Below are 25,691 nucleotides of genomic sequence, written 5' to 3'. Positions count from 1 at the left end.
CCTTAATAAATCATTTTTCTTTGCATTTCGTACATGAACTTCCCGAGATGCAATATCCAAATAAATGAGATTAAGCCAATTAATACAAAATCGATATCACTAGCAGCTGTATATATAACGGCAGCCCACCATACATATGCCAATATTGTATTCGTAAATTCATACGCTTTATATCCAGCCTCATGCACAATGTGCTTTAATCCTTCATCTGCGTTTTTCGTCCACATTTTCATAGATTCCATATACGTTACACCTTGTTCAGGATATAGCTTATTATAACGATTTTTTGTTATAAGTCCGATAATTACTACAGTAGTTAAACAAACAATAGAAGCTACTAAATTCCACACCACAAATGAAACATTTGTATCCTGCAACAGTGCACGTCTACATGTAATAACTGCATATACAAACCATGCCTGCGTAACTATATCGCCTACACGTAAATATATACTTATAATGCCTAATTTTCTGCCTTGTACGCTCTCTTCTTCATCGCGTGCCTCTGCTAACATACGTGTATTCTTCCAAGTATAGTACATCATTAAGATTCCAAAAATAGTACATATACCTATAAATGTATTGGATGATAATTTTCTCGGTTCATCCGAGAGTAAATTTAAAGCTATATAAGACGTTAAAAAGCCACCCATCATACTTAATGCTATTTTCCCCACAGAATCAAATTGTTTTTTTCGTTTACTCTTCATCGTCCTCTTCCCCCTCTACTAACGTAAATATTTCCTCCACCGGTACATTGAAAATTTGTGCGATTTTTAACGACAATACGATAGATGGTGCATAATCCCCGCGCTCAATTAAACTAATCGTTTGCCGTGATGATCCAATCGCTTTCCCTAAATCCCCTTGTGATAAACGATGCTTTGCTCGCAATTCCCTCACTCGATTTTGAAGCTTCATGTCTTCCCTCTTTTTCATTTATTTAATTAAAATTGTAAATAATATCCTTATCTTTGTCAATTATAATTGTCATTACGACTATAATAATTGACAAGATACTTATTTCTTATCCTGTATCAAATTCCTATAAAGAATGTAAAATGTGCATTAAACATAGTCTTAAAAATAAAAAAGTCAGTGCTTTTGCACTGACTTCCTAAATTATGACATAGAATGGATTTCATATTAACTTGCGTTTTGTAGTAATACTCGTTTTAACTGCTTACGGAAACGAATACCTAACGTAACCGCTACAATCACAATAACTCCAAAAATGATTTTACCGATATGACCTTCTAGCACTCCAAAGATATCATGTAAGTTTCCACCTAACCAGTAACCACCGATTAAGAAGAATGATACCCAAAATAGAGCACCTGAATAAATTGTAATGGCAAAACGACGGAATGGTAAATTAATAATTCCTGCAAAGTATCCTGTGAAATGACGTACACCAGGAATAAAGAAACCAATAAAAATTAAGAAGTACCCATACTTATCAAACCACATTCTCGTTAAGTCAATTTTTCTTTGCGTTAAAAATACGTATTTCCCATACTTTTGAATGAAAGGCATACCTAATTTATTTCCTAAAAAGTATTGAATCGTCATTCCTACACTTGTCCCAATAAAGGATAGAATAATTAAAATCGGTAAACTTAAATCACCCTTATGTGCTAAAAATCCCGCATATGCTAACGTTGGCTCTCCCGGAAACGGAAGTGCAATATATTCTAACAGCAAGCCGACAAGTACAACATAGTACCCGTATTGCTGAAATAATTCATGAATCCATTCCATGTCATCTCTCCTTTCAATCACGTACAACTTCTTACTATTATTGTATAAAAAAATTGTCGAAATAACTATCACAATAGCTTACATTTTTATTACATTTTTGTAAGGGTCACACTAGTGATTTTCGTTCTTTATTAAATAGTAAAAATCATTTTTCAAGTCGAAATAGCGAAAAGGCGCATTAATAACATGCAGATTTTATCCATTTTTTAGCACTAAAAACCTCTCTTATTTTGTTCTCAATAAAAAACCATCACAAACTCATACTAACTTCATATTAGCTTCATATATGTATTGTAAGATTATATCGGAATTTGTTGAAAAATTTAACCAATATATGACTAAGCATTAATTTGAATAAATATAAGTCGTTTTTCGAAATTGAAAAAAGGGTGAATACGAAATGGAAGCATATAAAATGCACGATTTTATTAATACAAATGTTGAATCTCATCAAAATGAAACCGTTTTTAATTTACAAATATGTGAAACAAGTGAATTTGACGTAAGTTTAACAAAATCTACAACACTATCTTTTATCGTTTCAAAAAAGAATATTAAAATTGTCACGAAAAAATGGATTAATTCAAATCAAGAAAGCATGATTGGCAAAAGCTACATCATTCCAACAAAAGCTTTTCATTATTTCTTACCAATCATCTCTGAAAATGAAGATGAGCTAAATATTCAAGTTCAAAGTTTTGGACTACGTGGTGAGCTTTTATTAAATGAAAGATTACTTATTGATAACAACAACAAACACAACAGCAAAATCACTACATTCTTTGAAACATTAGATGAAAATGTAAATAAAGCATTACGAGGATTACAACTTCATTGTATGTAAGACTCTTACGATAGTAAAAGGAGAATAACAATGAAAAAATTATTATTAAGCGCACTATTATCATTAGGATTTTTAACTCTTCCATTCTCTAGCGCAGAGGCAGCTACAACGAAAGATCAATTAATCGTAGACACTCAGTTAAATAAAATGGATTATTATCAGGATGGAAAATTTATAAAAAGTTTTACTGTCGCTACTGGAAAAGCTGCAACACCTACACCTAAAGGCACTTTTCAAATCGTAAATAAAATTAAAAATCGCCCTTATTATACAGGCAAAATTAAAGGCGGCGATCCACGTAATCCACTTGGTGACCGTTGGCTCGGATTAAATATGGCAGGAACTTACGGAACAACTTATGCGATTCACGGAACTAACAATAATCAAGCAATCGGCAAATGGACAACACTTGGTTGTATTCGTATGTATAACAATGATATACACTGGTTATTTGAGCGCGTTCAGCAACAAGCTACTGTCACTGTAAAATAGCCTAAAAACAAGATTTATGTGTAGCCAAGAATTTTATGTCTTGGCTTATTTTATTTATTCATTTACAGTAGCAAAACAACTGTATTTACATATATAATAGGAATAGATTTGATTAGCTAATATTTAAACATTGATAAACGTAGATATTAAAATTATACAGTTATAATGTTTTATAAATTTTATAATACATACTATAATAGAACTACTGTAATTCTGAACTATTCAGTAACACTAAACTATTCCCCTTGCTACCTTCATGATTATTTTATAGCGGGGGCTTATTATATGTATAAACAATCTGAGTCACTCGGAAAATGATGAATTCGAATATTGCAGTAAAAAGCGTTATTTAGGAGGTGTTACTATGACGCATATACTGGTGATTGAAGACAACCCAGATATACAAGAACTTATTCGTGAATTTCTAATGGCACAAAACTTTACAGTTGATGTAGTTGGTGCTGGAACAGAAGGTATTCTTCTTTTCCAAAAAAATTCATACGATCTTGTCCTCCTCGATGTAATGTTACCAGATATAGATGGCTATAGTATTTGTAAAATTATGCGAGGACAATCTGATGTACCAATCATTATGTTAACAGGCTTACATAATGAAGAAAGTGAAATTAAAGGATTTGAGTTAGGTATTGATGACTATATTACGAAACCGTTCCATTATACTGTATTTATTAAGCGTGTAGAGGCTGTATTAAGAAGGGCAGCAACGAAGGAAGCAGAAGCTGCAACTATACTACAATTCCATGAATTGATGTTAAACTCTACAGCATATGCAGCTTATGTTCATGGTAATCAAATTGAATTGACAACAAAAGAATTTGAAATTATTTATACTTTACTGCAAAATCGAGGAAAAGTATTATCAAGAAGTGATTTGTTGAATAAGGTATGGGGCTATGAACATTATGGTGATGTAAGAGTTATAGATACACATATTAAAAACTTAAGAAAAAAATTAGGAATTCCTTATATTAAAACGGTGAAAGGCATTGGCTACAAAATCGAATCGTAGCAAAGACAACATCACCAAAAATATTTTCATCAAAACCTTATTATTTTGTATTCTTTTATCACTTTGTCTTTATCAAATTATTTACTTTCTAGCTTCAAACTACGATAAAGAACGTTTTGCGAAAGAAAATGGAACGCCGACTACAGAACAGGCCGATTCAGATAAGCAAAACGACGGAAGTAAAACGAAGCAAAATAAAGCTGTGTCAGAGGGGAGCATTTCTAATTTCCAATCTTCTATTATAGATTATAAATCTCTTTCTACAGCTATCAATCACCTTTTGCAGCCTAGCCAAACTGTAAAGGCAAAAGAACATACACAAAATCTTTCGGGGAAAAATAGCACTTCTAATCCGCCTACAGAAGCAGAAAAGAAAGCCGCTAATAATGATGCCTTACATACACAAAATGCAGCAAGTAAAACAAATGATACAAATGATAATCCAAAGTTAGCAGATGCGTTGCAGCAATTAGCTCCACATATTGGCGCGACAATGCTTGCATTATCACTACTCGGATCTTTAATTTATACAAAACTAATTGCCAAACCTTTTCAATATATGAGCGATGCTTTAAAAGATATTATGAATCTTGATTTCTCAGATAAAAAGCTACTTAACAAAAATACAGATCAAACAGATTTTAATTTGCAAGTAGCTGCTTCACAAGTACCAAATATTGTGAAGAATTTACATGCAAGCAATCAAGATTTAAGAAATGAGCTCAAGAAGGAACAACAATTAGAACAATCTCGTAAAGAATTTATGTCTATGGTATCCCATGAATTAAAAACACCAATCGCAGCCGTTATGGGACAACTAGATGGCATGATTCACGGAATTGGAGCTTATAAAGATAGAGATAAGTATTTGAAACGTTCCTACGAGATGATGCAAGACATTAACATATTAACGGAAAAAATGTCGGAATTATCCAAAATACAAAACCCTCAATTTAAACCTAATTTAGAAGTCATTTCTTTATCTAATATTATTGAGGATGTTATGAAGAAAGTAGATTACTTTGTATCTGTAAAACAATTAAATGTACAATCTAATATTAAACACGACGTACAAATTTTAGCTGATCCTAAATTTATTCAAACTGCTATTTTTAACATTATTTCAAATGCAATTCATTATACAATTGACCATCAGCACGTATATATAAAGCTTTATGAAAAACCAAATGGTTACGCATTAGAAGTATTAAATACAGGTTCACAGATTGATGAAGATAAACTTGCTCATTTATTTGAGCCTTTCTATCGCGCAAACCCTGATAAACACGGTTTAGTACAAGGTAGTGGTCTTGGATTATATATCGTGAAACAAATATTAGATAAACATCAGTTTCCTTATGGGATACAAAACACGCCTCAAGGTGTAAAATGTTCTATTGTATTCCCAAAAGCAATGTAAAAACCTACTACAATTTCATACCCCAAATTCATACTTCGTATGAGTGGCGGAATTTTGTAGAGTATATGACTCTGTTTCGTTCGCCCGTTATCCTTATTTGGATAGCGGGCGTTTTTTATTACTTAAAAGGAGGATTTTTTATGGAAAAGTTTAAATATTCATTGCTCGTTTTATTCGGTGCTTGCAGCTATGGCATACTTTCAACTATTTTCAAACTCGGATTCATAAATGGATTTTCAGCACATCAACTATTAGGGGGACAATATGTCTTCGGATGGATTGGACTATTTCTACTCGTTCTTTTCTTTTCACGTCATAAAGTAACAAAAAAACAATTCTTTTCCTTACTAACCGTCGGAACAACAATGAGTATGACCGGGATTTTCTACGCTATTTCTGTAGAAGAACTACCCGCATCTATCGCTGTCGTCCTACTCTTTCAGTTCACTTGGATTGGTGTCATTATCGAAGCAATTGCAAATCGAACATTTCCAAGCCGCGATAAGATTATATCTATCCTTATTTTATTTGCTGGTACATTGTTTGCAGGTGGTGTATTTGAAGGGCTCGGACAAAGTTTTTCTACGAAAGGGATTATCTTTGGACTATTAGCTGCTGTCTCTTTTTCATTCTATGTTTTTGCAAGCGGGCGCGTCGCTACGGATGTTCCGCCTTATACGAAAAGCTTCCTTATGACAACAAGCGCTACTCTTATCGTATGCCTATTCTTTCCGCCAACCTTTTTAACAGACGGTGCTTTGCAAGCCGGTCTATGGAAATATGCTTTCTTCCTCGGATTATTCGGCGTTGTTGTACCTGTCATTTGTTTTTCAATCGGTGTACCAAAGGTTGGAACAGGGCTTGGTACAATATTAGGTGCAGCTGAATTACCAACTGCTATTATTGCTTCTATTACACTTGTACATGAAGTCGTAACGTTCATGCAGTGGATTGGAATTATTTTCATATTAGTTGGGATCTTCACTCCTCAGCTGCTTACGGCTAGGAAAGAAAGGAAACAAAATCGCGTGCATAGCGCTTGAAAAAATACAGAATTTATATAAAAGATATAACTGCAATTAAAATAAGTAAATTTATCTGGAGGTATAAATGACTATTTTAAGCATCGTATTTTTTGCTATTATGTGTATCTTCTTCCTAATAAGATATATGAAAGAAAAGAAATTTTACGATTTACTTCTCATTCCCGTTTGTATATATGCAGGAGCAGTGAAAACTCCTTTCGTAGAGTACTTAAACTTTAATACTACATTTAAAATAACGTATGATATTGCAGCTATTATTCTTGTAATCCTTGCTGTACTTTTCTTTTTGAAAGATAAGAAAGAGAATCATACTGCATAACAAAAGACCTTTCATTTACTTGAAAGGTCTTTTTCTCTATCTCATTTTACCGCTCCATACAGCTTCTCTATCTCATGCTCAATTTGTTTTACATCGATTCGCTCAAATAATGGCTGTACGCTATCAATTCTACTTGGCAACGTATTTTGCGGTTCCCAATTTCGTTTCACAATCGACAATGTGTTTCGAACTCTTTCACTTGAAAATGGTAAAAACGGTTCAAGGAGATTTGCAAAATTAGCGATAAGATACACACAGTTATAAATCGTTTCTTCACATGAAACTGGATCATCTTCTCTTTGTTTCCAAGGCTGCTTTTCATCAAAGTATTTATTTGCAAAACGTACTGCATCAAATATTGTTTCTAGCGCCACCTTAAATTTAGTTTGCTCAATCGCCTCTCCTACACGCTTATATAATCCTTCTACTTTATCTTTCAGCTCTACCTCAATACTTCCCTTCGGCACGATACCACCATAATATTTTTCGATAAACTTTAATGTCCGGTTCAAAAAGTTCCCGTATGCACCTAATAATTCACTATTATGACTGTAAATAAATTCCCGCCATGAAAAATCAGTATCGCGATTTTCTGGTGCGTTGACGGTTAAAAAGTAACGAATAGAATCTGGATCATAGCGTTCTAATATGTCAGGCACCCATACTGCCCAGTTTTTACTTGTAGATAATTTTCTTTTTTCAACTGTTAAATATTCATTCGAAACGATATGACGCGGGATTGCTTCCTCCCCTATTCCAAGTAATACCGCTGGCCAAATGACGGAATGAAACGGAATATTATCCTTTCCGTGCACATAATATGTTTTCGCTTCGCTATCCCAAAACTCTTGATCATCTTTCCCTGTTTCTTCAGCCCAATGTTTACTCGCTGAATAATAGCCTGTCACTGCTTCAATCCATACGTAAACTTTCTTATCTTCATACCCTTCTACTGGAATTGGTACTCCAATTGGTAAATCACGTGATACGGCCCTATCTAGTAATCCTTCCTTTACATATCTCTCTGTTAGTTGAATCGCATTGTCGCGCCATGTCCCTGTTTGCTTGGCAATTTCTACAGCCCTTTTAATTTGCTCCTGAAATGTATGCAATGCGAAATAGAAATGCTCTGTTTCCTGTACAGATGGTGTACTACCACATAACTTACATTTCTTTTCTAACAAATCGAGTGGATCTAAAATAGCAGAACACGCATCGCATTGATCTCCTCTTGCTGCTTCATGGCAATGTGGACATATTCCTTCTACATAACGATCCGGTAAAAACTGCGTACACGTTTCACAATACGCTTGTTCCACTATTTTTTTATAAATATGTCCTTCTTCTAATAAACGTAAAAAAACATTTTGAACCGTTTCATGATGGTGCTCACTATCTGTACGTGTATAGCAATCATAAGTAAAACCAAGGCTACGAAAACATCGCTGGAACTCTTCATGATACTGATCAGCAATTTCCTTCGCCGTCACACCTTCTTGTTTTGCCCTAATTGCAATCGGTGTTCCATTACAATCACTTCCTGAAACATACAGCACATTCTCACCTTTTGACCGGTAATAACGTGCTAAAATATCTCCAGGTAATAAACTCGCAATATGACCAAGATGTAATGAACCATTCGCATACGGCCAAGCGCCCCCAATAAAAATACTCATCTTACATTCCTCCTTTAAAATATAAAAAGCCCCACCCCTATCTTAAAAAAGATAAGGGCGGGGCTGTATAAACAGTCGCGGTACCACCTTATTTCGCCAATTACTCACATAATTAGCCTTAACAAGTACGGAGCTCTATGCTCTTATACTGTGGTTTTGATAACGAGTACCAACTCTCGTCGCCGCCTACTATTATCATTTGATAAGTTCAGGACGAAGCTCAAAGGCCATTGTTCAAATGAATATTCTTGCTTCTTCTCAGCTACCGAAGCTCTCTGGAAAGAATGTGTTCATCCTACTTTTCCTTTTCAACGCTTTTACGTATAACAAGTATTGTACGACTTAATCACAGAAAAATCAAACTTTTATCCAGAACGAAAAGGAAATCCCATCCTCCCGCCGAATACCTATACGTTCACAAAAGGAGTGATAACATTGAACCAAAAACAACTAAGCACTATAAATGAAAAAAGCTGGAATACAGCTGCTTATGAAGCTTGGACGAATCGCCATGGGGCGCCAGAGGATTATGCAAAAAAAATTATGGAAGATCCCACACGCGAAGTAGCACATTATTTACCTTACATACAATCTCCAAAAGGAAAACGTATTATTAACTTACTCGGCTCAAAAGGAAATAAAGCTGTCGCACTTGCCCTTTTAGGCTCTGACGTAACAGTTGTTGATATTTCAGCAAGTAATGCAAAATATGCAAATGAACTTGCGGACGCAGCAGGTGTCTCTATCCAGTATGTCGTTTCTGATGTATTAAATGTGCAGCTCTCCGAATCATTTGATATCGTATTGCTGGAACTTGGTGTACTCCATTACTTTCTAGATTTAAAACCACTCTTTCAAAAAATTGCTACTTTACTTAAGCGAGATGGAATGCTTATACTTCGTGACTATCATCCTGTTTACACAAAATTATTAGGAGTCGACCACCCATCATTTCAGTCCAATGGAAATTATTTCGATGAAGAATTAATTGAAGATGATGTTGCTTATAGCATCCTTCTTACAGAAGCACAGAAAGAATCGCTACCTAAAACAACCATCCGTCGCTGGACGCTAGGAGAAATCATTACAACACTTGCGGAAGAACGTTTTAAAATCGAAAAACTAGTTGAAGAACATGGATCTCATCAAAGATGGGTCTTTCCTTCTACTGCACCAGAAGGAATCGAAGAACGTATCCCTGGTCTATATACAATAATTGCGACAGCATGCAAAAAAGGATCCCTTCACGGATAGGATCCTTTTTGCATGCTCACGCATATAAGTTGAGGTTGGAGATTACCATAATTCTGTAGAATAGGACACAAGATATTTCAACATTTCGTCTCTGACTTACGTCGTCAAAAAGGGGTATGACCAACATAACGAAGAGTAATGTTTTTAGTTGATGCTGATAATCGTTATCAATTAATTAGAAGTATACATGATGTCATTTCAAATTTCAATAGCATTTCTAATATTTATTTATGAATTTTATGATATGCAAATGTATACATTTTAAGAACTTTTTCTAATACTAATCTGACTCCTTCCATTATCTGCTATAATTTTCATTGAACAGATTAATAACTTCATAATAATGTTTTTATTAATTTTGTTTTAAATATCTATAAATCATAATAAATAGTTTAAATGAGGGTAGGGGTAACGATGAAATATGTTAGTATTCGAAAAAAACTACTGTTCACACTCTTAAGCATTTCTTCTTTATTTAGTATTGCTCTTATTGTTATTCTTTCATTCGCCATGAATCAAGCAAGTGAAATCGAAACGTTAAAAAATGATGTATCAAAAAGAGCGACGATTTTAAAAGAACGTGGCGATTGGTTCCAAGCACAAGTTGCTGGTTTACAAGAATATTTGCTATCACATGATCAAAAAGGATTAGATAAGTTCAATCGAGAAGGGAAAAAATTAGCTGATACTAGAGAGAAAGTAACAAGTGACAAGAAGCTCCCAGAAGGAATGAAAGAAGCTATTTTAATGGGTGGAAAATGGCGTAGCGTCATAGATAATGAGGTACTACCTCTTGCGCGTGAAAGAAAATGGGACGAAGCATCCAAAATTGCTTTATCACAAACAGATTATGTAAATGATCTTTTAGGTCGTTTTAATAAATATACAAATGAAGAGAATGAGAAACGTGACGCATTAATTGCTGAGGTCGAGTCTTCTTCATCACTTATTCAATATATTATTTTCTTCTCACTTATTACATGTACATTAACGTCTATCTTATTAGCATGGTGGTTCTCTGGTAAACTCGTTAAACCAATTCGACAAATTGATGAGAAGTTAAAAGAATTAGCTTCTCAAGACGGAGATTTAACGGCTAGATTACACGTAACAAGTAAAGATGAAATTGGTGACATTGCAAATTCCTTTAATCAAATGCTCACTAACTTACAGCATATAATAAAACAAGTTCAACAAACATCAACAAGTGTAAAAGAAGCTTCCGAAAATGTATTTATCGAAACAACCGCTTCTATGGAAAATACCGCAAGAACCCAAGAAACTATGAATGCTCTTGAACACAATATTCGTTCACAAGTTTCTAGCATTGAAGAAAGTTCAACCGCAATGGATGACATGGCAACGAGTGTTCAGCGTATCGCTGAGTCCGCCTCTTCTGTTACTAGTTTAGCTGTCACAACTTCAGAAAAAGCAGATGATGGGAATAAAGTCATTGAGAAATCTATTACACAAATGCATACAATTAACGAAGCTGTTAACGCTACATCACAAGTAGTTGAGCGGCTCATTACACATACAAATCATATAGATACTGCACTTCAATCTATTTCAAATATCGCCGACCAAACAAATTTGCTCGCTTTAAATGCTTCTATTGAAGCAGCTCGTGCTGGTGAACACGGCAAAGGATTCGCTGTTGTTGCCGATGAAGTTCGAAAACTTGCTGAACAATCTCAACTAGCCGCAACTGACATTAACCATTTACTTCATCAAATTCAAGCTGATACAAAAATAGCAAATGATATGATGACACAAGGTCAAGCAGAAGCTTCTGAAGGAATTACGGTTATTCGTACCGCCGGATCTTCATTCTCAGAAATTGTTAACCACATTAACAAAGTCTCTACACAAATGCAAGAAATGTCTGCAACTGCTGAAGAGATGGCTGCAAGCTCTGAAGAAATGAACGCAGCTTTAAATAATATCGCTTCTATTTCAAACGAAGTTGCTGCAGAAACATCACAAACAGCGCATTCGGCTGGTGATCAAGTAAACAAAATGAGTATCGTGGCTAACAAATCATCTGAAATGAAAACAATCGTACAAGAACTTGAAGTTCTCGTCTCTCATTTCAAAACAAACGCTTAAAGTGAAAATGACACGAGCTCAAAGGTATAGGAATGAAAGTTTTACAGTCTCTCTTTTTTCACTTTAAAATATCTCTTTCTATCTCTCATTCCGTCTGCTATAATTCCTAAAGGAAATAAGAAAGCTTTATTCCAACTGGAGTAAAGCTTTCTTTCAATTTTTTACATTTATTAATTCTAATACTAAGATTTCACAAAGGAGGCTTTTAATTATATGAATTTTGTAAGTATCAGAAAAAAACTTATGTTCATGATGGGAACGATTTGCGCTTTATTTGGTGTCGCCTTAGCATTTATTTTATTTTTTGCTATCGACCAATCTCGTAAAGCTGAAACATTACAAAAAGAAATTTCTCCACTGGCAACAGAATTGAAAGAGCGTGGAGACGCTTATCAAGTACAGCTCTCTGCTTTAAGAGGTTATTTACTACAACATGATCAAGTCGAATTAGACAAGTTTAATGAGATGAGTAAACGTCTTGAGGACTCAAAAGATAAACTTCTTTCTAATCCAAATCTTTCTTCGTCCGTAAAAAGCACAATGGAATTAGGGTCTACTTGGAGAAAGTTCATTGAAGAAAAAGTATTCACTCTTGCAAAAGAACAAAAATGGGAAGAAGCTTTACAAGTAGCTTCTTCAGAAAACGGAACGGTCTATAAAGTAATTGGTGACTTCACAAATTACAGTAATGAACAAGCTAAATTACGTGAACAATCTATTGAAAAAATTGATCAATCTGCACTCTTAATCGAATATGTTATTTTCTTATCACTTGTTGTATGTATTATCGTTGCAATTATTCTTGCATGGTGGTTCTCTGGTAAACTGGTGAAACCAATTCAACAAATTGACACGAAACTAAAAGAATTGGCCTCTCAAGAAGGTGACTTAACGGCACGTCTACAAGTAAATAGCAACGATGAAATAGGTGCTATCGCAACATCATTTAATAAAATGTTAGAAAACCTACAACATATTATTAATCGTGTTCAAAAAACATCAGTGGAAGTACAAACCGCTTCTGAAAATATGCTAGAAAAAACGAATACATCACGTGAGGCGACATTAAGAGTCCAAAGCTCGATGTCCAACTTAAATGCAAGTATTCAATCACAAACTTCTAGTATGGAAGAAAGTTCAACTGCAATGGATGATATGGCAGTAAGTGTTCAGCGCATTGCTGAATCTGCTTCATCTGTAGCGGAACTTGCTGTTGCCACATCTGAACATGCTAGCGATGGCAGTACCGTTATCCAAAAATCTGTTTCACAAATGACAACAATACACGAAGCTGTAAATGCTACGTCAGAAGTGGTTGAACGTCTAATCACTCATACGAAATATATTGATACTGCTGTACAATCTATTTCTAATATTGCTGAGCAAACAAACTTACTTGCTTTAAATGCTTCTATTGAGGCAGCTCGTGCTGGTGAGCAAGGAAAAGGATTTGCTGTCGTAGCTGACGAAGTTCGAAAACTTGCTGAACAATCTAAAACAGCTGCAACAGACATTAATCAATTACTACATCAAATTCAAAATGATACAGAAACTGCTAGCTCTATGATGTCTCAAGGCCGTTCTGAAGCATTTGAAGGTATCAATGTTATTCGTGAAGCTGGTACTTCTTTCACAACAATTGTAGAACAAGTAAATAAAGTATCTACTCAAATGCAAGATATATCAGCAACTGCTGAAGAAATGGCTGCAAGTGCTGAAGAAATGAACGCTTCACTTAATAACATCGCTTCTATCTCTACTGAAGTATCGAGCGAAACTGCCGCAACGGCACAATCTGCTGAACAGAAAGTTATTGTTATGAATGAAATGGCAGTAACTGCTGGAAAAATGAAACAAACAGTTGAAGAGTTAGATCAACTCGTATCTCATTTTAAAACAGAATAGATGTTCAAAAAATATCCCTTCTTTGAAAGAGGGATATTTTTTTGAGCTCATTTCCTGCACATTATGCTCATTTCCGTTATAATGAGAATCGATATCATTAAAGTGTAGGAGGGGCTGCTTATGTCACAAGAAGCATTTGAAAATAAATTACTTGCCAATTTAGAGGCTGTTATTGACCCTGAACTAGGTGTTGATATCGTTAATCTTGGATTAGTTTATGATGTTACAGCAGATGAAAATAATAATGCTGTCATTACGATGACTATGACTTCTATCGGTTGTCCAATGGCTGGGCAAATCGTATCAGACGTTAAAAAAGTATTATCAACAAACGTACCTGAAGTTAATGAAATAGAAGTAAATGTCGTTTGGAATCCACCGTGGTCGAAAGAACGTATGTCACGTATGGCGAAAATCGCATTAGGTATTCGCGACTAAATAAAGTGGAAATTTCATCATTTGCGGATAGCGGGATAAAGAAAAGACCTGACTAGGATGTCAGGTCTTTTCTCTTATTATTTTACACCTACTGCATCATAAGCTTTCGTTACAGCTTGTACAGCTTTAGAGTTTTTACCATATAAATCTTCAGCTGACTGAAGAGCAGCTTGACGCATCATTTTGAAGTCAGAGTTTGCAGTTAAATATTTCGTAAGAGCACGGTAGTAAATTTTTTCTGTCGCTTCACGGCCCACACCAGTTACTTTCACGCCGTAATGATCTCCGCCTTCAGATACTAAATATGCAGCTTTATTGTTAATACTGCTGTTAATATGAACACCGCCATTATCAGCTGTTCCAGTATAACGTTTACTATAGTGATCTGGGTAACCTTCACTTGGTTTTAATGGATTTGGAATAGACGCTGGGTCTTTAAGAGAGCGAAGTGCATCACCAGGTTTATCAGGTGTATAAATATCAGCACCTAAATCCCAGCTCTTCTTCTCAACCATAACACCCATAATATCAGATAACGATTCATTTAACGCCCCTGACTCATTTTTGTAAACAAGGTTTGCTGTATGTTCAGTTACAGCATGCGTTAATTCATGACCGATAACATCAAGTCCAGCAGATAATGGAATGAACGTTTTTCCATCGCCATCACCGTACATCATTTGCACACCATTCCAAGCTGCGTTATTCCAGCTCTCCCCTACGTGAACAGTTGAAATAAGCTTCGCACCTTTATCATCGAAAGAGTTACGATTAAATGTCTTTTTGTAGTAATCATATACTTTTCCTGCATTTACATGCGCATCAACTGCAGCTTTATCTTCGAAGAACTTAGATTTACTTTCAACTTCTTCTCCTGTATATCCAAGCCATTGTGAGAATAAATTAAACCAGTTCTCGTCCATATTTTCTGCATCAAATGTATGAACACCTTGTCCTCGTTTACCATCAAACAAGTTGAATTGTCCTGTTTTCGTATCTTGAGCAATTTCAAATGATTGTCTAGCACCTAATACTCCGTAACCAAATCCAGTAATGTTATCTACAGCGTTATATTTCTCAATAACATTTCCATTCGTTGCATCAACAAAATAATGCCAATACCCTGGAGCTGGTTTTGAAATCGATGCCTTAACTAAGTATGCAAGGTAGTAATTACCGTCTTTTTCATATACAAATAAATCTTTTTTCACACCATCATAACTCTTTACTTTACCAATTTCTTTCTCAATATCTGCCTTTGCAATTGTTTCTGCTTGTTCCGCAGTAATGCTTGCAGCTGCAGGAATATTTTTATCATCTAAATTCGGAATAACTTGTCCGAAGAATACTTTTACATTATTCTCTTTATCAAGTGTAACAGTTTGATCAGAACCGTACACAGGAATGTTATTATGTTTCTCAACTAGCTTCACATGTGTCGTATCAGATTCAGCGTCTTTTTCTTCCCCAACGATATTAAAATGCTTTTCAATATTTCCTGCTAATTTAAACATATCTTTCTTACTCTCTAAGTATTGAAAGACTGTCTCTTTTTTATCTAGTCCTTCCGGTGCTTTCCATTCTTCACCTATGTATGCAGGTGTTTTAAATTCTTGATGATATTGAATTTTTTGTTCTTCCGCTTTCGTTGTCGTTGCCCCAAACGCTCCAAATCCCCCGGCGATAACAGTTAACGCTAATGCTGATGAAATGACTTGCTTTTTCACTATAACATTCCCCATTCCCATAAAGATTTTTGACACTTTTATACAATTCTTATTTTCCCAGCCGATACCTCTACCAAAAATTTGAGAAACATTTTTCAGACAATTCCAATCAAAAAAAGAGGACATCTATCGGATGTCCTCTTTTCTATAAACCTTTTATTGTTTTTTCAATTCAATTGCTAAATAGTGTGATTGCTCTTTCGCTTGAATGTGAATATCTTCTTCTACAGATTCTGCTGCATCCCGCATAACAAACGTTTCACCATTTATTACACTGCTTCCTTCAATTTGTACAAGGTACAATTGACGGCCTTCTTTCACTGGAAAATGAATTTCTTTTCCAGCCTCTAATGATAAAGAATATAAATTCGCATCTTGGTGAATTTGAATTGGTGCATTTCCTTCTACTGAAGATACCATATGGAACCATTCATCTTCACGCTTGCTCCAATCAAATTTAAACTCACCATAGTTTGGTTTATGATCTGCGCGGTCTGGTAAAATCCAAATTTGTAATAAACGCAGCGTTTCATCGCCTAAATTATGCTCGCTATGAAATACACCCGTGCCAGCACTCATATATTGAACATGTCCACGCTCAATTGTTCCGCGATTTCCCATGCTGTCTTCATGTGTTAAAGCACCATCTACAACGTAAGAAATAATCTCCATATCACGGTGCGGATGCATATCAAAACCAGTTTGCGCCGCTACTAGATCATCATTAATAACACGTAACGCTCCGAAGTTCATGTTATTTGGATTGTAGTAATTGGCAAAAGAAAAATGAAAATGTGTATTTAACCAACCATGATTTGCTCTGCCCATATTTTTATGATCAACTTTTCTAAACATATCCTTCACCTCATACTATCTCGAATTCGAGATTTATTTTAAAATTTTTTCTTACTGTAACTTTTTTAATAGTGTTAATAACTGCTTTTGTTCCTCTATATTTAAATTATGAAACTTCTCTGCTTGGAACGTTTCTTGAGGTGGGACGATTTCCTCATATAAAGCTCTTCCCTTTTCTGTTAAAGAAATATATTTCGTAGTACCCTCTTGTTCACGCAAAATCCACTCAAGCTGCTCCATTTTATTTAAAAGCTGCGTTACATTTCCTTTCGTAACAAATAGCTTATTTCCAAGTTCTTGCTGCGTTAAACGATTATGTCCTCCAACTTGAGCTAACACATCAAACTGGGCGGCAGATATATTCCATTTTTTCAAATGCTGATTCGTCTCACGAATACTCTTATTATAAAAGCGTGACAAACGAAACCATAATAGTAGCCCTAGTCTATCTTCTGTTTTCATTTCATCACCTCGCTTGTTTCATATCATTAGTTTAGAACTAAACTTAATAAAAGTCAAATGCTTATTTTTAATAAGTACAAAAAGCACAGCGCTATTTCTCCACTATGCTTTACATTAACTTTCTACTCTTATATTCATCCAATTTCCTCTCCGCGAACTTCCTCGCATCTTTTTCAATCCACCGCTCTTCGTACCGTTCACTTCCCACATACAATATATCTCTCTTATGCTGCATCGCATGGCGGAATTCATGCAGTAGCGTTTTGAGAACTTGATCATACTCTTCCCACATACAAACGAAAATTAATTGCTTTTCTTTATGATAAAAACCACCTACTGGGAATAGGAACTCTTCTTCCTCTTCCCCTAATGATAGAAGCACATCATTTGCATCACACGTATCACAAAAAATAACGGGCGTTTTACATACTCCAATAAGAGAAAACAAATCCTCTCTCAACTTTTTGACATCCCAAGGAAGCTCCGAATCCAACACATACCAATTCTCTACCTGTTGATATACATTTTGAAACTGGAGTTCCATTTCTCTTTATTCCCCTTTCCAAGCACCCTTTTTCTATATGTATGCCACAATATGGTAAATATTAAACGTATTCTTTCATCCTTGAAAAAATGCCAATAAAAAAGGAATCTACGTCGACATAGATTCCTTTTCTGTAATCACTTTTTTTTCATCATTTTTTTTAATACAAAATAACCAATTGCACAAACAATAGCAGCAAGTGCAAAGTATTTCACATATGGCCCCGCAACTTTATTAATACTTTCCCACTCTGTTCCTAATTTAAAACCTAAATATACAAACACAATTGACCACGGAATAACAGCTAATGTAGTTAGCGTAATAAACTTAGCATGTGACATTTTCGCAATACCCGCTGGTATCGAAATAGCATGCCGCACAACCGGAATAAAACGTGCGGTAAAGATAACGCCAGTTCCATAACGATTAAACCAATCTTCAGCATAATCAATATGTTTCTTCTGAATTAAAATATATTTTCCATATCGCTCAAGAACAGGTCTTCCTCCATATCGACCAATCCAATAAATGAATAGTTGTGCAATTACACCACCAATTGTACCGAACGCGACAGCGCCCCAAAATGTAATGCTTCCTGTTGATACTAAATAACCTGCATAAGACAATACGATTTCACTTGGAATAACCTCTAGCATTAATCCAAGCATAATTCCCCAATAACCAAGTCCTTCTAAAAAAACTAAAACCGAATGGATCAACTCTCCTAACATCATGTACCTCTCTTTACTGTTTTCATTACAAAAATGAAAGTACAAGCAGGAAATATCTTGTACTTTTATTTTTTAAAATTTAGTTTAGTTAGTCTTCGTATCCCACTTAAAGATTTTATTTAAGAATTTATATACATTCTTCGACTCTTTTGTCAAAAGTGGGCCTAAAATGGATAGTATAAGCACGTATAGTGCTGAGAATGGTTTCAGTACTGACATTAAACCACCGGCGATACCGATATTAGCCATAATGATGGAGAACTCTCCTCTTGAAACGATTGTTAATCCGATATTTGTTGATGCTTTATGAGATAATCCAGCTTGTCTTCCTGCAATCATTCCTGCTACAAAGTTACCGATTATCGTAAGAAGGACAGCACCTAACGTTAACCATATCGCTCCGCCTAATGAGAACGGATCAATACTTAGCCCGAAGCTGAAGAAGAAAATAGCTCCGAAAAAGTCTCTAAATGGAACAACAAGATGTTCAATTCGGTCACTATGCTCTGTCTCAGAGAAAACTAATCCTAGAAGAAGTGCTCCAATTGCTTCTGCAACGTGAATTGTTTCTGAAAAACCAGCAATGAAGAATAATGAAGCAAATACTACAATAATAAAGATTTCATCTGAGCTAATATTGAGCAATTTATTTAATAACGGCGTAGCCTTTCTAGCTACTATAAAGAATAGAAGCATATATCCTAAAGCAATTCCAATTGAAGTAAGGGCACCTAAGAAGGAAGCGTGATCTCCAAGTACTAAACCAGAAACAACTGATAAATATACAGCAAGGAATATATCTTCAAACATAATAATTCCTAAAATTAATTCGGTTTCATTATTACCAGTTCTTCTTAAGTCCACTAACACTTTAGCAACGATAGCGCTAGAAGAAATCGTAATAATACCCGCAATAATTAAGATTTCTAGTAATGGGAATCCCATTATAAATCCGTATAACAAACCAAGTGAAAAGTTAATTAAAATATAAATCGTTCCGCCAATCGCAATAGAGCGTCCAGATTTAATTAGTTTTTTCATTGAAAATTCTAATCCTAGATAGAATAGAAGGAATAGAACCCCAATCCGTCCAAGGAAGGAAATTACACTTGCACTTTCAATAAATTTGAGATCGATAACACCTATTGTCGGTGCATGCGGTCCTACTAACATTCCAAGAACGATTAGAAAAGGAATTACTGAGAATTTAAATTTCCCAGCAATTACTGCTGCAATTGCCACTAAAACTAAAGCTGTACCAACTTCAAAAATTAACGTATCCATCTAATCAGTCCCCCCTATTTGAAAGTAATTCATTAATGATTTTTTTAATTTCTTCTCTCTCACCTGAAACTACAAGCATATCTCCTTCTTCAATTACTGTTTCTGGTCCTGGATTAAATAACTTCTTCATGTTCTTCTTCATAACCGCGATTATTGTTACGCTATATGTTTTTCTTATTTCAAGATCGCCAATTGTTTTTCCGATTGCTGGAGCTGTATTCTCCACTTTGAACCACTCAATCGCTAAACCTTCAAAAACCATCTCAACATTTTCTAACGCCCTAGGCTTATATACCATTCCACCTAATATTGCAGCGATTTGTCTCGCCTCTGAGTCACGTAGCGAAATACTTGAGATGCTTTCTTCATGATCTGAATCAAAATGATACATTTCTCTACGACCATCATCATGAATGACAATTACCATCTTTTCGTTACCTTTCGTAACGATTTGAAACTTATAACCAATACCTGGAAGTTCACTTTCTCTAATATTCATTTTTAGCTCCTCCATAACTTATTTATTTTAATTTTCTGTTTTTCTGTCTTTTATTCATCCAATCAACTTTAGAAATTCTAACCACTCAGGATATTTGTGATTTGGAAATCTTTTATTGTAATAATAAGTGGACCCTAAAAAGATACTTAAAGATGTAATGATAAAAAATATATTACTTCTCATTTTCAAACTCTCAAGGCTTACTTTCCATAAAGAATTTTCTTTCAAATTATCCCCACCTTCTCGCTTTAAATTTAGTTTTTTAAAATGTAAATAATTCTAAAAATATTACGATGTAACATAATCATAACACAAAAATGATTTAAGTAACATAATTTTTTAGAAAAATTGATTCTCGTATATTTTTTGCATATAATTTTCTTATTACGAAAAAAAGGAAGTGTATTATATGGTTGATATCTTTAGCAGATTCCTTGAGGTAACGAATAATATTTTATGGTCATATATTCTTATTGCAATGCTAATCGGCTTCGGTCTTTACTTCTCTTTTAAATTAAAATTTGTCCAAATTACTCATTTCAGTGAGATGGTCAGCTTAATTAGTAAAGGGTTTAATCGAAAAGAAAAAAAGAAAGATAGCATCTCACCATTCCAAGCATTTTGCTTAAGTGCAGCAGCACGTATCGGTATCGGAAACTTAGCTGGTGTAGCATTAGCAATTTCAATGGGTGGACCTGGCGCAATATTTTGGATGTGGTTTATCGCAATTATCGGAGCAGCTACTAGTTTTGTAGAATGTACACTTGCGCAAATTTATAAAGTAAAAGATGGAAGTAGGTTCCGTGGTGGACCAGCATATTACATGGAAAAAGGGTTAAACAAACGCTGGATGGGCGTCTGGTTTTCACTTCTTATTACAGTTGCGTACGGATTAATTTTCAATTCAGTGCAAGCAAATACAGTAACAATAGCGTTTGAAAATGCTTTTGGACTAGAGCGAACAATCGTAGGAGCTCTATTAGCCTTATTAGTTGCAGTTATTATTTTTGGTGGCATTAAGAGCATTTCACGTATTACAGAAATGATTGTTCCGCCAATGGCAATCGTTTATATCGGCGTGGCTATTTTTGTCGTTATTAACAACTTCAGTATGTTACCAAGCATTTTCATGGAAATCTTTAACGGTGCATTCGGTTTAGACCAAGCCATCGCTGGTGGTATTGGAGCAGCAATCAAGTTCGGAATTCAGCGCGGTTTATTCGCTACAGAAGCGGGAATGGGTAGCTCTCCTAATGCAGCAGCAACATCTGATGTATCTCACCCTGTAAAACAAGGGCTTGTTCAAGCGTTAGGCGTTTTCGTAGATACATTCTTAGTATGTACATCAACAGCATTTATCGTATTATGTTCTGGACTTTACAAAGGATCAAATTTAGAAGGTATCGAATTAACACAAAACGCATTAAGTTCACAAATTGGACCGTGGGCAAGCACCTTCTTAGCAATTATTATTTTCCTATTCGCTTTCAGTTCACTTCTAGGAAACTACTATTATGGTGAAACAAATATCGCATTCATTAAAGAAAGCAAAACATGGTTAATGATTTATCGTGTTGCAGTTGTCGGAATGGTATTCTTCGGATCAATCGCTGCTCTTAAAACAGTTTGGAGTTTAGCTGATTTATTCATGGGACTAATGGTATTCACAAACTTAATTGCCATCTCATTCCTTAGCAAATTTGCTTACGCTGCATTAGTAGACTATTTGAAGCAAAAGAAACAAGGAAAAGATCCTGTCTTCGTTGCAAACTCTATCCCTGGCTTAAAGAATACAGAGTGCTGGGATGGGCAGGATGTAGAAGAAAAACAAAAGGCCGTTTAACAAATAAAAGCGGAAGTGGCTCGTTCAGAACAGGAGGGTGTTGGAACTCCTGATTACGAGGCGCTTTTTGCCTCGAATGAAGGATTGAAACAACCGACTGTTCTAGCCGCTGGAGCTGGATATCATTTAAAGCGGAAGCGGCTCGTTCAGAATCGCAGGACACTTCAAGCTCTCGACCTTGAAGCGCTTTTTGCTTCGAGCGAGAGAGCGAAATGACCGACTGGTCTAGTCACCGGAGCTGGATATCACTAAAAGCACAAGCGGCTCGTTTAGAACAAGAGCCATATCTCAAACAAAGGCCCTATTACTTCACCGTAATAGGGCCTTTTATTTACAACAGTTCATAATTTGTTCAAATTAATTCCAGCAAAAGGGTTGATTTATAGATATTACTAGATTATAATGATTATAAATTAGTAATTGATATCACATAACAACTCAAAAGGAGATTGATCATAATGAACAAACAAGTAATCGAAGTATTAAACAAACAAGTAGCAGACTGGAGCGTTTTATTCACAAAACTTCACAACTTCCATTGGTACGTAAAAGGACCTCAATTCTTCACATTACACGAGAAATTCGAAGAACTTTACACAGAATCAGCTACTCACATCGATGAAATTGCAGAACGTATTTTAGCAATTGGCGGCAAACCAGTAGCAACAATGAAAGAATACTTAGAACTATCTTCTATTCAAGAAGCAGCATACGGAGAAACTGCAGAAGGGATGGTCGAAGCAATCATGAAAGACTACGAAATGATGCTAGTCGAACTGAAAAAAGGCATGGAAATCGCTCAAGACTCTGACGATGAAATGACATCTGACCTACTACTAGGCATCTACACAGAACTAGAAAAACACGCTTGGATGCTACGTGCGTTCTTGAATCAATAATAATTAAAAGCGGAAGCGGCTCGTTTAGAGTCGCTTTTTTATGTAATGGTCGCACTTAACGGTACACGAAATTATATCAACGATTTTTCAAATATATCGATCATAACTCGCAATATATCAACGATTTTTTCATTATATCGATCATTACCCGCAATATATCAACGATTTGACAAAGGATATCAATTTGCCGACAAATCACGACAATATCAGCGCCCCTCTCCCCTACTTTTATCAATATATTACAATCTCATCTATGTTAAAATATAGGAAACACCCTTTAGCTTTTCCAAATTCATCATTTACTACTTAAATGACGGGAGTGGTTCAGTTGAAAGACTACTTAATTAGAGCATTTTTTGCGTTAATAACAGTTGGGATTCTCTTACTTATAGCTAATATTTTCAATATACGTGTCGAGGTTAAGGACTATGCTTTCCTCGTTGTCGTAGCAATTGGTGGCGGCTGGGGTGGCTGGTACCTGTATAAAAAACAAAGCAATCAAAATGATAAAGGCATTCCAAAGTAATATGGAATGCCTCTTTTATTGCCTTCTGTAATAAATAATGAAATTCAGACCACTAATACAACCAATCGCAATAAACATACAAAACGATTGTGGATCTCCACCTAGATTATACTCATCAACGATAAATCCGGACATAAACAACGTTATCGCTGAAACACCGATACACAATACCGAGATAAACCAAAGCGAAAATTCATTAATCAACTCTTTCTTCTGTCTCAAAACAATTAGCATAACAAGAATAGACGCTGCTAAAATACTTTTAAAAACCGGACGTAAATATACGAACTCCTCCATCTATTTCTCCTTTCCCCAAAACATTACATATAAACATTGATATATTTAACTAAATTAAAAACACATGCCATCTTAAATTAAAACGACATGTGTTTCCGTGTTTCCGTATTTGCTATGATAGTTGCTTCCACTTCGTTCCCAAAACAGGACGCTCATAATTTTGGATTGCATGAATTAGTTTATCTGCTGTCTCAGCTGAAACGATCAATTCTTTATTTGATGAATTCATAAATCCTTCTTCTGCTGCACGTTCAACCATTTGCAAAATTGGTCCGTAAAAATCTTTTATGTTTAATAAACCAACTGGCTTATTATGTATACCAATTTGCGACCAACATACAACTTCAAATAGTTCTTCAAACGTTCCGTATCCGCCTGGAAGCGCAATAAAAGCATCTGCAAGCTCTGCCATTTTCGCTTTACGTTCATGCATCGTCTCTACTTCAATTAATTCTGTTAATCCTGTATGCACAATTTCTCCTCGGAATAGACCGCGCGGCATAACACCTGTTACACGTCCACCTAAACGAAGAACTTCGTTTGCTACTTCTCCCATTAATCCAACGCATGAACCACCGTATACAAGCTCATACTCGTTCTCAACAAACATTTTACCTAACTGAATTGCCTGCTCTTTGAATTCTGGTCTCTCCCCTAAATTAGAACCTGCAAACACACAAATCTTTCTCATTCCTACACCCCGAAACTATATATTGTTATGATACAATTTAAATTGTACAACATATTGAGGAGATGAGGAAGAAATGGATATCGTTGCATTTCAAAGATGGGTTGAGGAATTTTACGAAAAACGAAGCTGGTCACAGTATAATGCCTTTATTCGCTTAAATTTCTTAACCGAGGAAGTTGGGGAAGTTTCACGAGTCGTTCGTGCTATTGAAATTGGCCGCGATCGCCCTGATGAAGATGCGAAAACAGAAGAAGAGCTAAAACAAGAACTAAAAGAAGAACTTGGCGATGTACTATCTAACCTTATTATTCTTTCGCAAAAATATGATTTAGACTTACAAGACATTATGGACGCACACGTCGCAAAGCTTTCAAAAAGGTTCGAAGTATCTAAATGAGAATATTATCAATTATGGTATAATATTCTTGTCACAATACTAAGGGGGATTTTATGTTATCAAAAAAATTGCACGACGCATTAAATGAACAAATGAACTTTGAATTTTACTCTGCCCATGCTTATATGGCAATGGCTGCTTACTGTACAGCTGAGAGCTATGATGGATTTGCTAACTTTTTCCTTGTACAAGCTGAAGAAGAACGTTTCCACGCAATGAAGCTTTACAACTATATTAATGACCGCGGAGAGCGCGCTATTATTACTGGATTTGATAATCCGAATAACGAATACGAATCTGTATTAAACGCTTTTGAAGTCGCACTTGAGCACGAGCGTGAAGTAACGAAACGTATTTACAACTTATCTGATATCGCTTGGGACGAGCGTGAACATGCAACAATTACATTCTTAAAATGGTTCGTTGACGAACAAGTTGAAGAAGAAGCTTTATTCGATAGCATCATTCAAAAATTAAAACGTATTACAAGCGATTCAAACGCACTGTTTATGCTAGATGCTGAATTAGAGAAACGTACATTTACGCCTCCAGCTGAGTAATATTTCAATCACCTTAATACATGTATTAAGGTGATTTTTTTGTTTGCTCTCTATCTTAAAATCACCTTAAATTTCCTCATAT

Annotated in this window: 28 protein-coding genes and 1 other annotated feature; of the genes, 15 read left to right on the top strand and 13 right to left on the bottom strand. The window is 35.3% G+C overall.

Features of this window, described 5'->3' with window-relative positions; translation table 11 throughout:
* Positions 1 to 2 precede the first annotated feature (2 nt).
* The 3 genes from ACTFN4_RS16880 to ACTFN4_RS16870 all read right to left on the bottom strand — a co-directional run bounded on the left by ACTFN4_RS16880 (position 3) and on the right by ACTFN4_RS16870 (position 1,761).
* A complete protein-coding gene (locus ACTFN4_RS16880; protein WP_439962554.1) occupies positions 3 to 710 on the bottom strand; it encodes a DUF3169 family protein in 708 nt (235 codons plus the stop codon).
* On the bottom strand, positions 700 to 921 hold the full coding sequence (locus ACTFN4_RS16875) for a helix-turn-helix transcriptional regulator (protein WP_000776168.1): 222 nt from the start codon (positions 919 to 921) through the stop codon (positions 700 to 702). The genes ACTFN4_RS16880 and ACTFN4_RS16875 overlap by 11 nt, the downstream gene beginning before the upstream one ends.
* Before the next feature lie 225 nt (positions 922 to 1,146).
* On the bottom strand, positions 1,147 to 1,761 hold the full coding sequence (locus ACTFN4_RS16870; protein ID WP_000454754.1) for a DedA family protein: 615 nt from the start codon (positions 1,759 to 1,761) through the stop codon (positions 1,147 to 1,149).
* Between the two features lie 400 nt (positions 1,762 to 2,161).
* On the opposite strand from ACTFN4_RS16870, the gene ACTFN4_RS16865 reads away from it, so the two are divergent.
* The 6 genes from ACTFN4_RS16865 (at position 2,162) to ACTFN4_RS16840 (ending at position 6,912) form a co-directional block, all read left to right on the top strand.
* Positions 2,162 to 2,605: a DUF3978 family protein gene (locus ACTFN4_RS16865; RefSeq protein WP_000388769.1), complete on the top strand. Its 444-nt coding sequence runs from the start codon at positions 2,162 to 2,164 to the stop codon at positions 2,603 to 2,605.
* A 30-nt stretch (positions 2,606 to 2,635) separates the two neighbouring features.
* Positions 2,636 to 3,097 (top strand): L,D-transpeptidase, encoded by a 462-nt coding sequence (locus ACTFN4_RS16860; RefSeq protein ID WP_000735063.1) that lies wholly within the window; start codon positions 2,636 to 2,638, stop codon positions 3,095 to 3,097.
* A 364-nt stretch (positions 3,098 to 3,461) separates the two neighbouring features.
* Positions 3,462 to 4,127, top strand: coding sequence for a response regulator transcription factor (locus tag ACTFN4_RS16855; protein WP_000148833.1), 666 nt, complete (start codon positions 3,462 to 3,464; stop codon positions 4,125 to 4,127).
* A complete protein-coding gene (locus ACTFN4_RS16850) occupies positions 4,105 to 5,547 on the top strand; it encodes a sensor histidine kinase (protein WP_000201958.1) in 1,443 nt (480 codons plus the stop codon). The genes ACTFN4_RS16855 and ACTFN4_RS16850 overlap by 23 nt, the downstream gene beginning before the upstream one ends.
* Before the next feature lie 140 nt (positions 5,548 to 5,687).
* Entirely contained in the window at positions 5,688 to 6,590 is a 903-nt protein-coding gene (locus ACTFN4_RS16845; RefSeq protein WP_000410484.1) for an EamA family transporter, read from the top strand.
* A gap of 67 nt (positions 6,591 to 6,657) precedes the next feature.
* Entirely contained in the window at positions 6,658 to 6,912 is a 255-nt protein-coding gene (locus ACTFN4_RS16840; protein ID WP_000154129.1) for a hypothetical protein, read from the top strand.
* A gap of 41 nt (positions 6,913 to 6,953) precedes the next feature.
* On the opposite strand, the gene metG is transcribed toward ACTFN4_RS16840, so the two are convergent.
* Positions 6,954 to 8,588 (bottom strand): methionine--tRNA ligase, encoded by a 1,635-nt coding sequence (gene metG / locus ACTFN4_RS16835; RefSeq protein ID WP_439962553.1) that lies wholly within the window; start codon positions 8,586 to 8,588, stop codon positions 6,954 to 6,956.
* Positions 8,589 to 8,638: 50 nt separating this feature from the next.
* Positions 8,639 to 8,909 (bottom strand) — a binding site (T-box leader).
* A gap of 114 nt (positions 8,910 to 9,023) precedes the next feature.
* Between metG and ACTFN4_RS16830 the strand changes: the two genes are divergently transcribed.
* The 4 genes from ACTFN4_RS16830 to ACTFN4_RS16815 all read left to right on the top strand — a co-directional run bounded on the left by ACTFN4_RS16830 (position 9,024) and on the right by ACTFN4_RS16815 (position 14,294).
* Complete coding sequence (locus tag ACTFN4_RS16830; RefSeq protein WP_439962552.1) at positions 9,024 to 9,842, top strand: class I SAM-dependent methyltransferase; 819 nt, start codon at positions 9,024 to 9,026, stop codon at positions 9,840 to 9,842.
* Positions 9,843 to 10,256: 414 nt separating this feature from the next.
* Entirely contained in the window at positions 10,257 to 11,951 is a 1,695-nt protein-coding gene (locus tag ACTFN4_RS16825) for a methyl-accepting chemotaxis protein (RefSeq protein WP_439962551.1), read from the top strand.
* A gap of 213 nt (positions 11,952 to 12,164) precedes the next feature.
* On the top strand, positions 12,165 to 13,856 hold the full coding sequence (locus ACTFN4_RS16820) for a methyl-accepting chemotaxis protein (protein WP_001012211.1): 1,692 nt from the start codon (positions 12,165 to 12,167) through the stop codon (positions 13,854 to 13,856).
* Positions 13,857 to 13,976: 120 nt separating this feature from the next.
* A complete protein-coding gene (locus ACTFN4_RS16815) occupies positions 13,977 to 14,294 on the top strand; it encodes a metal-sulfur cluster assembly factor (protein WP_000076422.1) in 318 nt (105 codons plus the stop codon).
* 77 nt (positions 14,295 to 14,371) lie between these two features.
* Here ACTFN4_RS16815 and ACTFN4_RS16810 read toward each other — a convergent pair whose 3' ends face one another.
* From ACTFN4_RS16810 to ACTFN4_RS16780, 7 genes are all read right to left on the bottom strand, one after another.
* Complete coding sequence (locus ACTFN4_RS16810; RefSeq protein WP_439962574.1) at positions 14,372 to 16,021, bottom strand: M4 family metallopeptidase; 1,650 nt, start codon at positions 16,019 to 16,021, stop codon at positions 14,372 to 14,374.
* 156 nt (positions 16,022 to 16,177) lie between these two features.
* Entirely contained in the window at positions 16,178 to 16,876 is a 699-nt protein-coding gene (locus tag ACTFN4_RS16805; protein ID WP_000488927.1) for a pirin family protein, read from the bottom strand.
* Positions 16,877 to 16,927: 51 nt separating this feature from the next.
* Positions 16,928 to 17,338, bottom strand: a complete 411-nt coding sequence (locus ACTFN4_RS16800; RefSeq protein ID WP_000845467.1) for a MarR family winged helix-turn-helix transcriptional regulator — start codon at positions 17,336 to 17,338, stop codon at positions 16,928 to 16,930.
* Positions 17,339 to 17,447: 109 nt separating this feature from the next.
* Positions 17,448 to 17,882 carry a DUF3920 family protein gene (locus tag ACTFN4_RS16795; RefSeq protein ID WP_000422806.1) on the bottom strand — a complete coding sequence of 145 codons (435 nt, stop codon included), beginning with the start codon at positions 17,880 to 17,882 and terminating at the stop codon, positions 17,448 to 17,450.
* Between the two features lie 137 nt (positions 17,883 to 18,019).
* Complete coding sequence (locus ACTFN4_RS16790; protein ID WP_000900214.1) at positions 18,020 to 18,613, bottom strand: DedA family protein; 594 nt, start codon at positions 18,611 to 18,613, stop codon at positions 18,020 to 18,022.
* An 84-nt stretch (positions 18,614 to 18,697) separates the two neighbouring features.
* Positions 18,698 to 19,897: a cation:proton antiporter gene (locus ACTFN4_RS16785; RefSeq protein WP_000380223.1), complete on the bottom strand. Its 1,200-nt coding sequence runs from the start codon at positions 19,895 to 19,897 to the stop codon at positions 18,698 to 18,700.
* 4 nt (positions 19,898 to 19,901) lie between these two features.
* On the bottom strand, positions 19,902 to 20,396 hold the full coding sequence (locus ACTFN4_RS16780; protein ID WP_001026075.1) for a cation:proton antiporter regulatory subunit: 495 nt from the start codon (positions 20,394 to 20,396) through the stop codon (positions 19,902 to 19,904).
* Positions 20,397 to 20,805: 409 nt separating this feature from the next.
* Here ACTFN4_RS16780 and ACTFN4_RS16775 point away from each other — a divergent pair, with 409 nt between their 5' ends.
* The 3 genes from ACTFN4_RS16775 to ACTFN4_RS16765 all read left to right on the top strand — a co-directional run bounded on the left by ACTFN4_RS16775 (position 20,806) and on the right by ACTFN4_RS16765 (position 23,664).
* Complete coding sequence (locus ACTFN4_RS16775; RefSeq protein WP_000227591.1) at positions 20,806 to 22,239, top strand: alanine/glycine:cation symporter family protein; 1,434 nt, start codon at positions 20,806 to 20,808, stop codon at positions 22,237 to 22,239.
* A gap of 458 nt (positions 22,240 to 22,697) precedes the next feature.
* A complete protein-coding gene (locus tag ACTFN4_RS16770; RefSeq protein ID WP_001041895.1) occupies positions 22,698 to 23,138 on the top strand; it encodes a Dps family protein in 441 nt (146 codons plus the stop codon).
* Between the two features lie 328 nt (positions 23,139 to 23,466).
* On the top strand, positions 23,467 to 23,664 hold the full coding sequence (locus tag ACTFN4_RS16765; protein WP_000656312.1) for a hypothetical protein: 198 nt from the start codon (positions 23,467 to 23,469) through the stop codon (positions 23,662 to 23,664).
* A 15-nt stretch (positions 23,665 to 23,679) separates the two neighbouring features.
* Here the strand turns inward: ACTFN4_RS16765 and ACTFN4_RS16760 are convergent, their stop codons facing one another.
* Positions 23,680 to 23,961, bottom strand: a complete 282-nt coding sequence (locus ACTFN4_RS16760; protein ID WP_000390910.1) for a hypothetical protein — start codon at positions 23,959 to 23,961, stop codon at positions 23,680 to 23,682.
* Between the two features lie 112 nt (positions 23,962 to 24,073).
* Complete coding sequence (locus tag ACTFN4_RS16755) at positions 24,074 to 24,637, bottom strand: TIGR00730 family Rossman fold protein (RefSeq protein WP_002184032.1); 564 nt, start codon at positions 24,635 to 24,637, stop codon at positions 24,074 to 24,076.
* Positions 24,638 to 24,725: 88 nt separating this feature from the next.
* On the opposite strand from ACTFN4_RS16755, the gene ACTFN4_RS16750 reads away from it, so the two are divergent.
* On the top strand, positions 24,726 to 25,049 hold the full coding sequence (locus tag ACTFN4_RS16750; RefSeq protein ID WP_000355744.1) for a MazG nucleotide pyrophosphohydrolase domain-containing protein: 324 nt from the start codon (positions 24,726 to 24,728) through the stop codon (positions 25,047 to 25,049).
* Between the two features lie 53 nt (positions 25,050 to 25,102).
* Positions 25,103 to 25,609 (top strand): ferritin, encoded by a 507-nt coding sequence (locus tag ACTFN4_RS16745; protein ID WP_439962550.1) that lies wholly within the window; start codon positions 25,103 to 25,105, stop codon positions 25,607 to 25,609.
* Positions 25,610 to 25,691 lie beyond the last annotated feature (82 nt).

It is taken from the genome of Bacillus cereus group sp. MYBK95-2 (genome assembly GCF_051915225.1).
Lineage (GTDB): Bacteria > Bacillota > Bacilli > Bacillales > Bacillaceae_G > Bacillus_A > Bacillus_A cereus.
The sequence above is the reverse complement of the archived record's forward strand: the minus strand, read 5'-3'. Positions and strand labels throughout refer to the sequence as shown.

What these genes read in the sequence shown, in the direction of transcription:
- ACTFN4_RS16880 (WP_439962554.1), bottom strand. Translation starts at nt 710, where the DNA reads ATGAAGAGTAAACGAAAAAAACAATTTGATTCTGTGGGGAAAATAGCA.
- ACTFN4_RS16875 (WP_000776168.1), bottom strand. Translation starts at nt 921, where the DNA reads ATGAAGCTTCAAAATCGAGTGAGGGAATTGCGAGCAAAGCATCGTTTA.
- ACTFN4_RS16870 (WP_000454754.1), bottom strand. Translation starts at nt 1,761, where the DNA reads ATGGAATGGATTCATGAATTATTTCAGCAATACGGGTACTATGTTGTA.
- ACTFN4_RS16865 (WP_000388769.1), top strand. Translation starts at nt 2,162, where the DNA reads ATGGAAGCATATAAAATGCACGATTTTATTAATACAAATGTTGAATCT.
- ACTFN4_RS16860 (WP_000735063.1), top strand. Translation starts at nt 2,636, where the DNA reads ATGAAAAAATTATTATTAAGCGCACTATTATCATTAGGATTTTTAACT.
- ACTFN4_RS16855 (WP_000148833.1), top strand. Translation starts at nt 3,462, where the DNA reads ATGACGCATATACTGGTGATTGAAGACAACCCAGATATACAAGAACTT.
- ACTFN4_RS16845 (WP_000410484.1), top strand. Translation starts at nt 5,688, where the DNA reads ATGGAAAAGTTTAAATATTCATTGCTCGTTTTATTCGGTGCTTGCAGC.
- ACTFN4_RS16840 (WP_000154129.1), top strand. Translation starts at nt 6,658, where the DNA reads ATGACTATTTTAAGCATCGTATTTTTTGCTATTATGTGTATCTTCTTC.
- metG (WP_439962553.1), bottom strand. Translation starts at nt 8,588, where the DNA reads ATGAGTATTTTTATTGGGGGCGCTTGGCCGTATGCGAATGGTTCATTA.
- ACTFN4_RS16825 (WP_439962551.1), top strand. Translation starts at nt 10,257, where the DNA reads ATGAAATATGTTAGTATTCGAAAAAAACTACTGTTCACACTCTTAAGC.
- ACTFN4_RS16820 (WP_001012211.1), top strand. Translation starts at nt 12,165, where the DNA reads ATGAATTTTGTAAGTATCAGAAAAAAACTTATGTTCATGATGGGAACG.
- ACTFN4_RS16815 (WP_000076422.1), top strand. Translation starts at nt 13,977, where the DNA reads ATGTCACAAGAAGCATTTGAAAATAAATTACTTGCCAATTTAGAGGCT.
- ACTFN4_RS16805 (WP_000488927.1), bottom strand. Translation starts at nt 16,876, where the DNA reads ATGTTTAGAAAAGTTGATCATAAAAATATGGGCAGAGCAAATCATGGT.
- ACTFN4_RS16800 (WP_000845467.1), bottom strand. Translation starts at nt 17,338, where the DNA reads ATGAAAACAGAAGATAGACTAGGGCTACTATTATGGTTTCGTTTGTCA.
- ACTFN4_RS16795 (WP_000422806.1), bottom strand. Translation starts at nt 17,882, where the DNA reads ATGGAACTCCAGTTTCAAAATGTATATCAACAGGTAGAGAATTGGTAT.
- ACTFN4_RS16790 (WP_000900214.1), bottom strand. Translation starts at nt 18,613, where the DNA reads ATGTTAGGAGAGTTGATCCATTCGGTTTTAGTTTTTTTAGAAGGACTT.
- ACTFN4_RS16785 (WP_000380223.1), bottom strand. Translation starts at nt 19,897, where the DNA reads ATGGATACGTTAATTTTTGAAGTTGGTACAGCTTTAGTTTTAGTGGCA.
- ACTFN4_RS16780 (WP_001026075.1), bottom strand. Translation starts at nt 20,396, where the DNA reads ATGAATATTAGAGAAAGTGAACTTCCAGGTATTGGTTATAAGTTTCAA.
- ACTFN4_RS16775 (WP_000227591.1), top strand. Translation starts at nt 20,806, where the DNA reads ATGGTTGATATCTTTAGCAGATTCCTTGAGGTAACGAATAATATTTTA.
- ACTFN4_RS16770 (WP_001041895.1), top strand. Translation starts at nt 22,698, where the DNA reads ATGAACAAACAAGTAATCGAAGTATTAAACAAACAAGTAGCAGACTGG.
- ACTFN4_RS16760 (WP_000390910.1), bottom strand. Translation starts at nt 23,961, where the DNA reads ATGGAGGAGTTCGTATATTTACGTCCGGTTTTTAAAAGTATTTTAGCA.
- ACTFN4_RS16750 (WP_000355744.1), top strand. Translation starts at nt 24,726, where the DNA reads ATGGATATCGTTGCATTTCAAAGATGGGTTGAGGAATTTTACGAAAAA.
- ACTFN4_RS16745 (WP_439962550.1), top strand. Translation starts at nt 25,103, where the DNA reads ATGTTATCAAAAAAATTGCACGACGCATTAAATGAACAAATGAACTTT.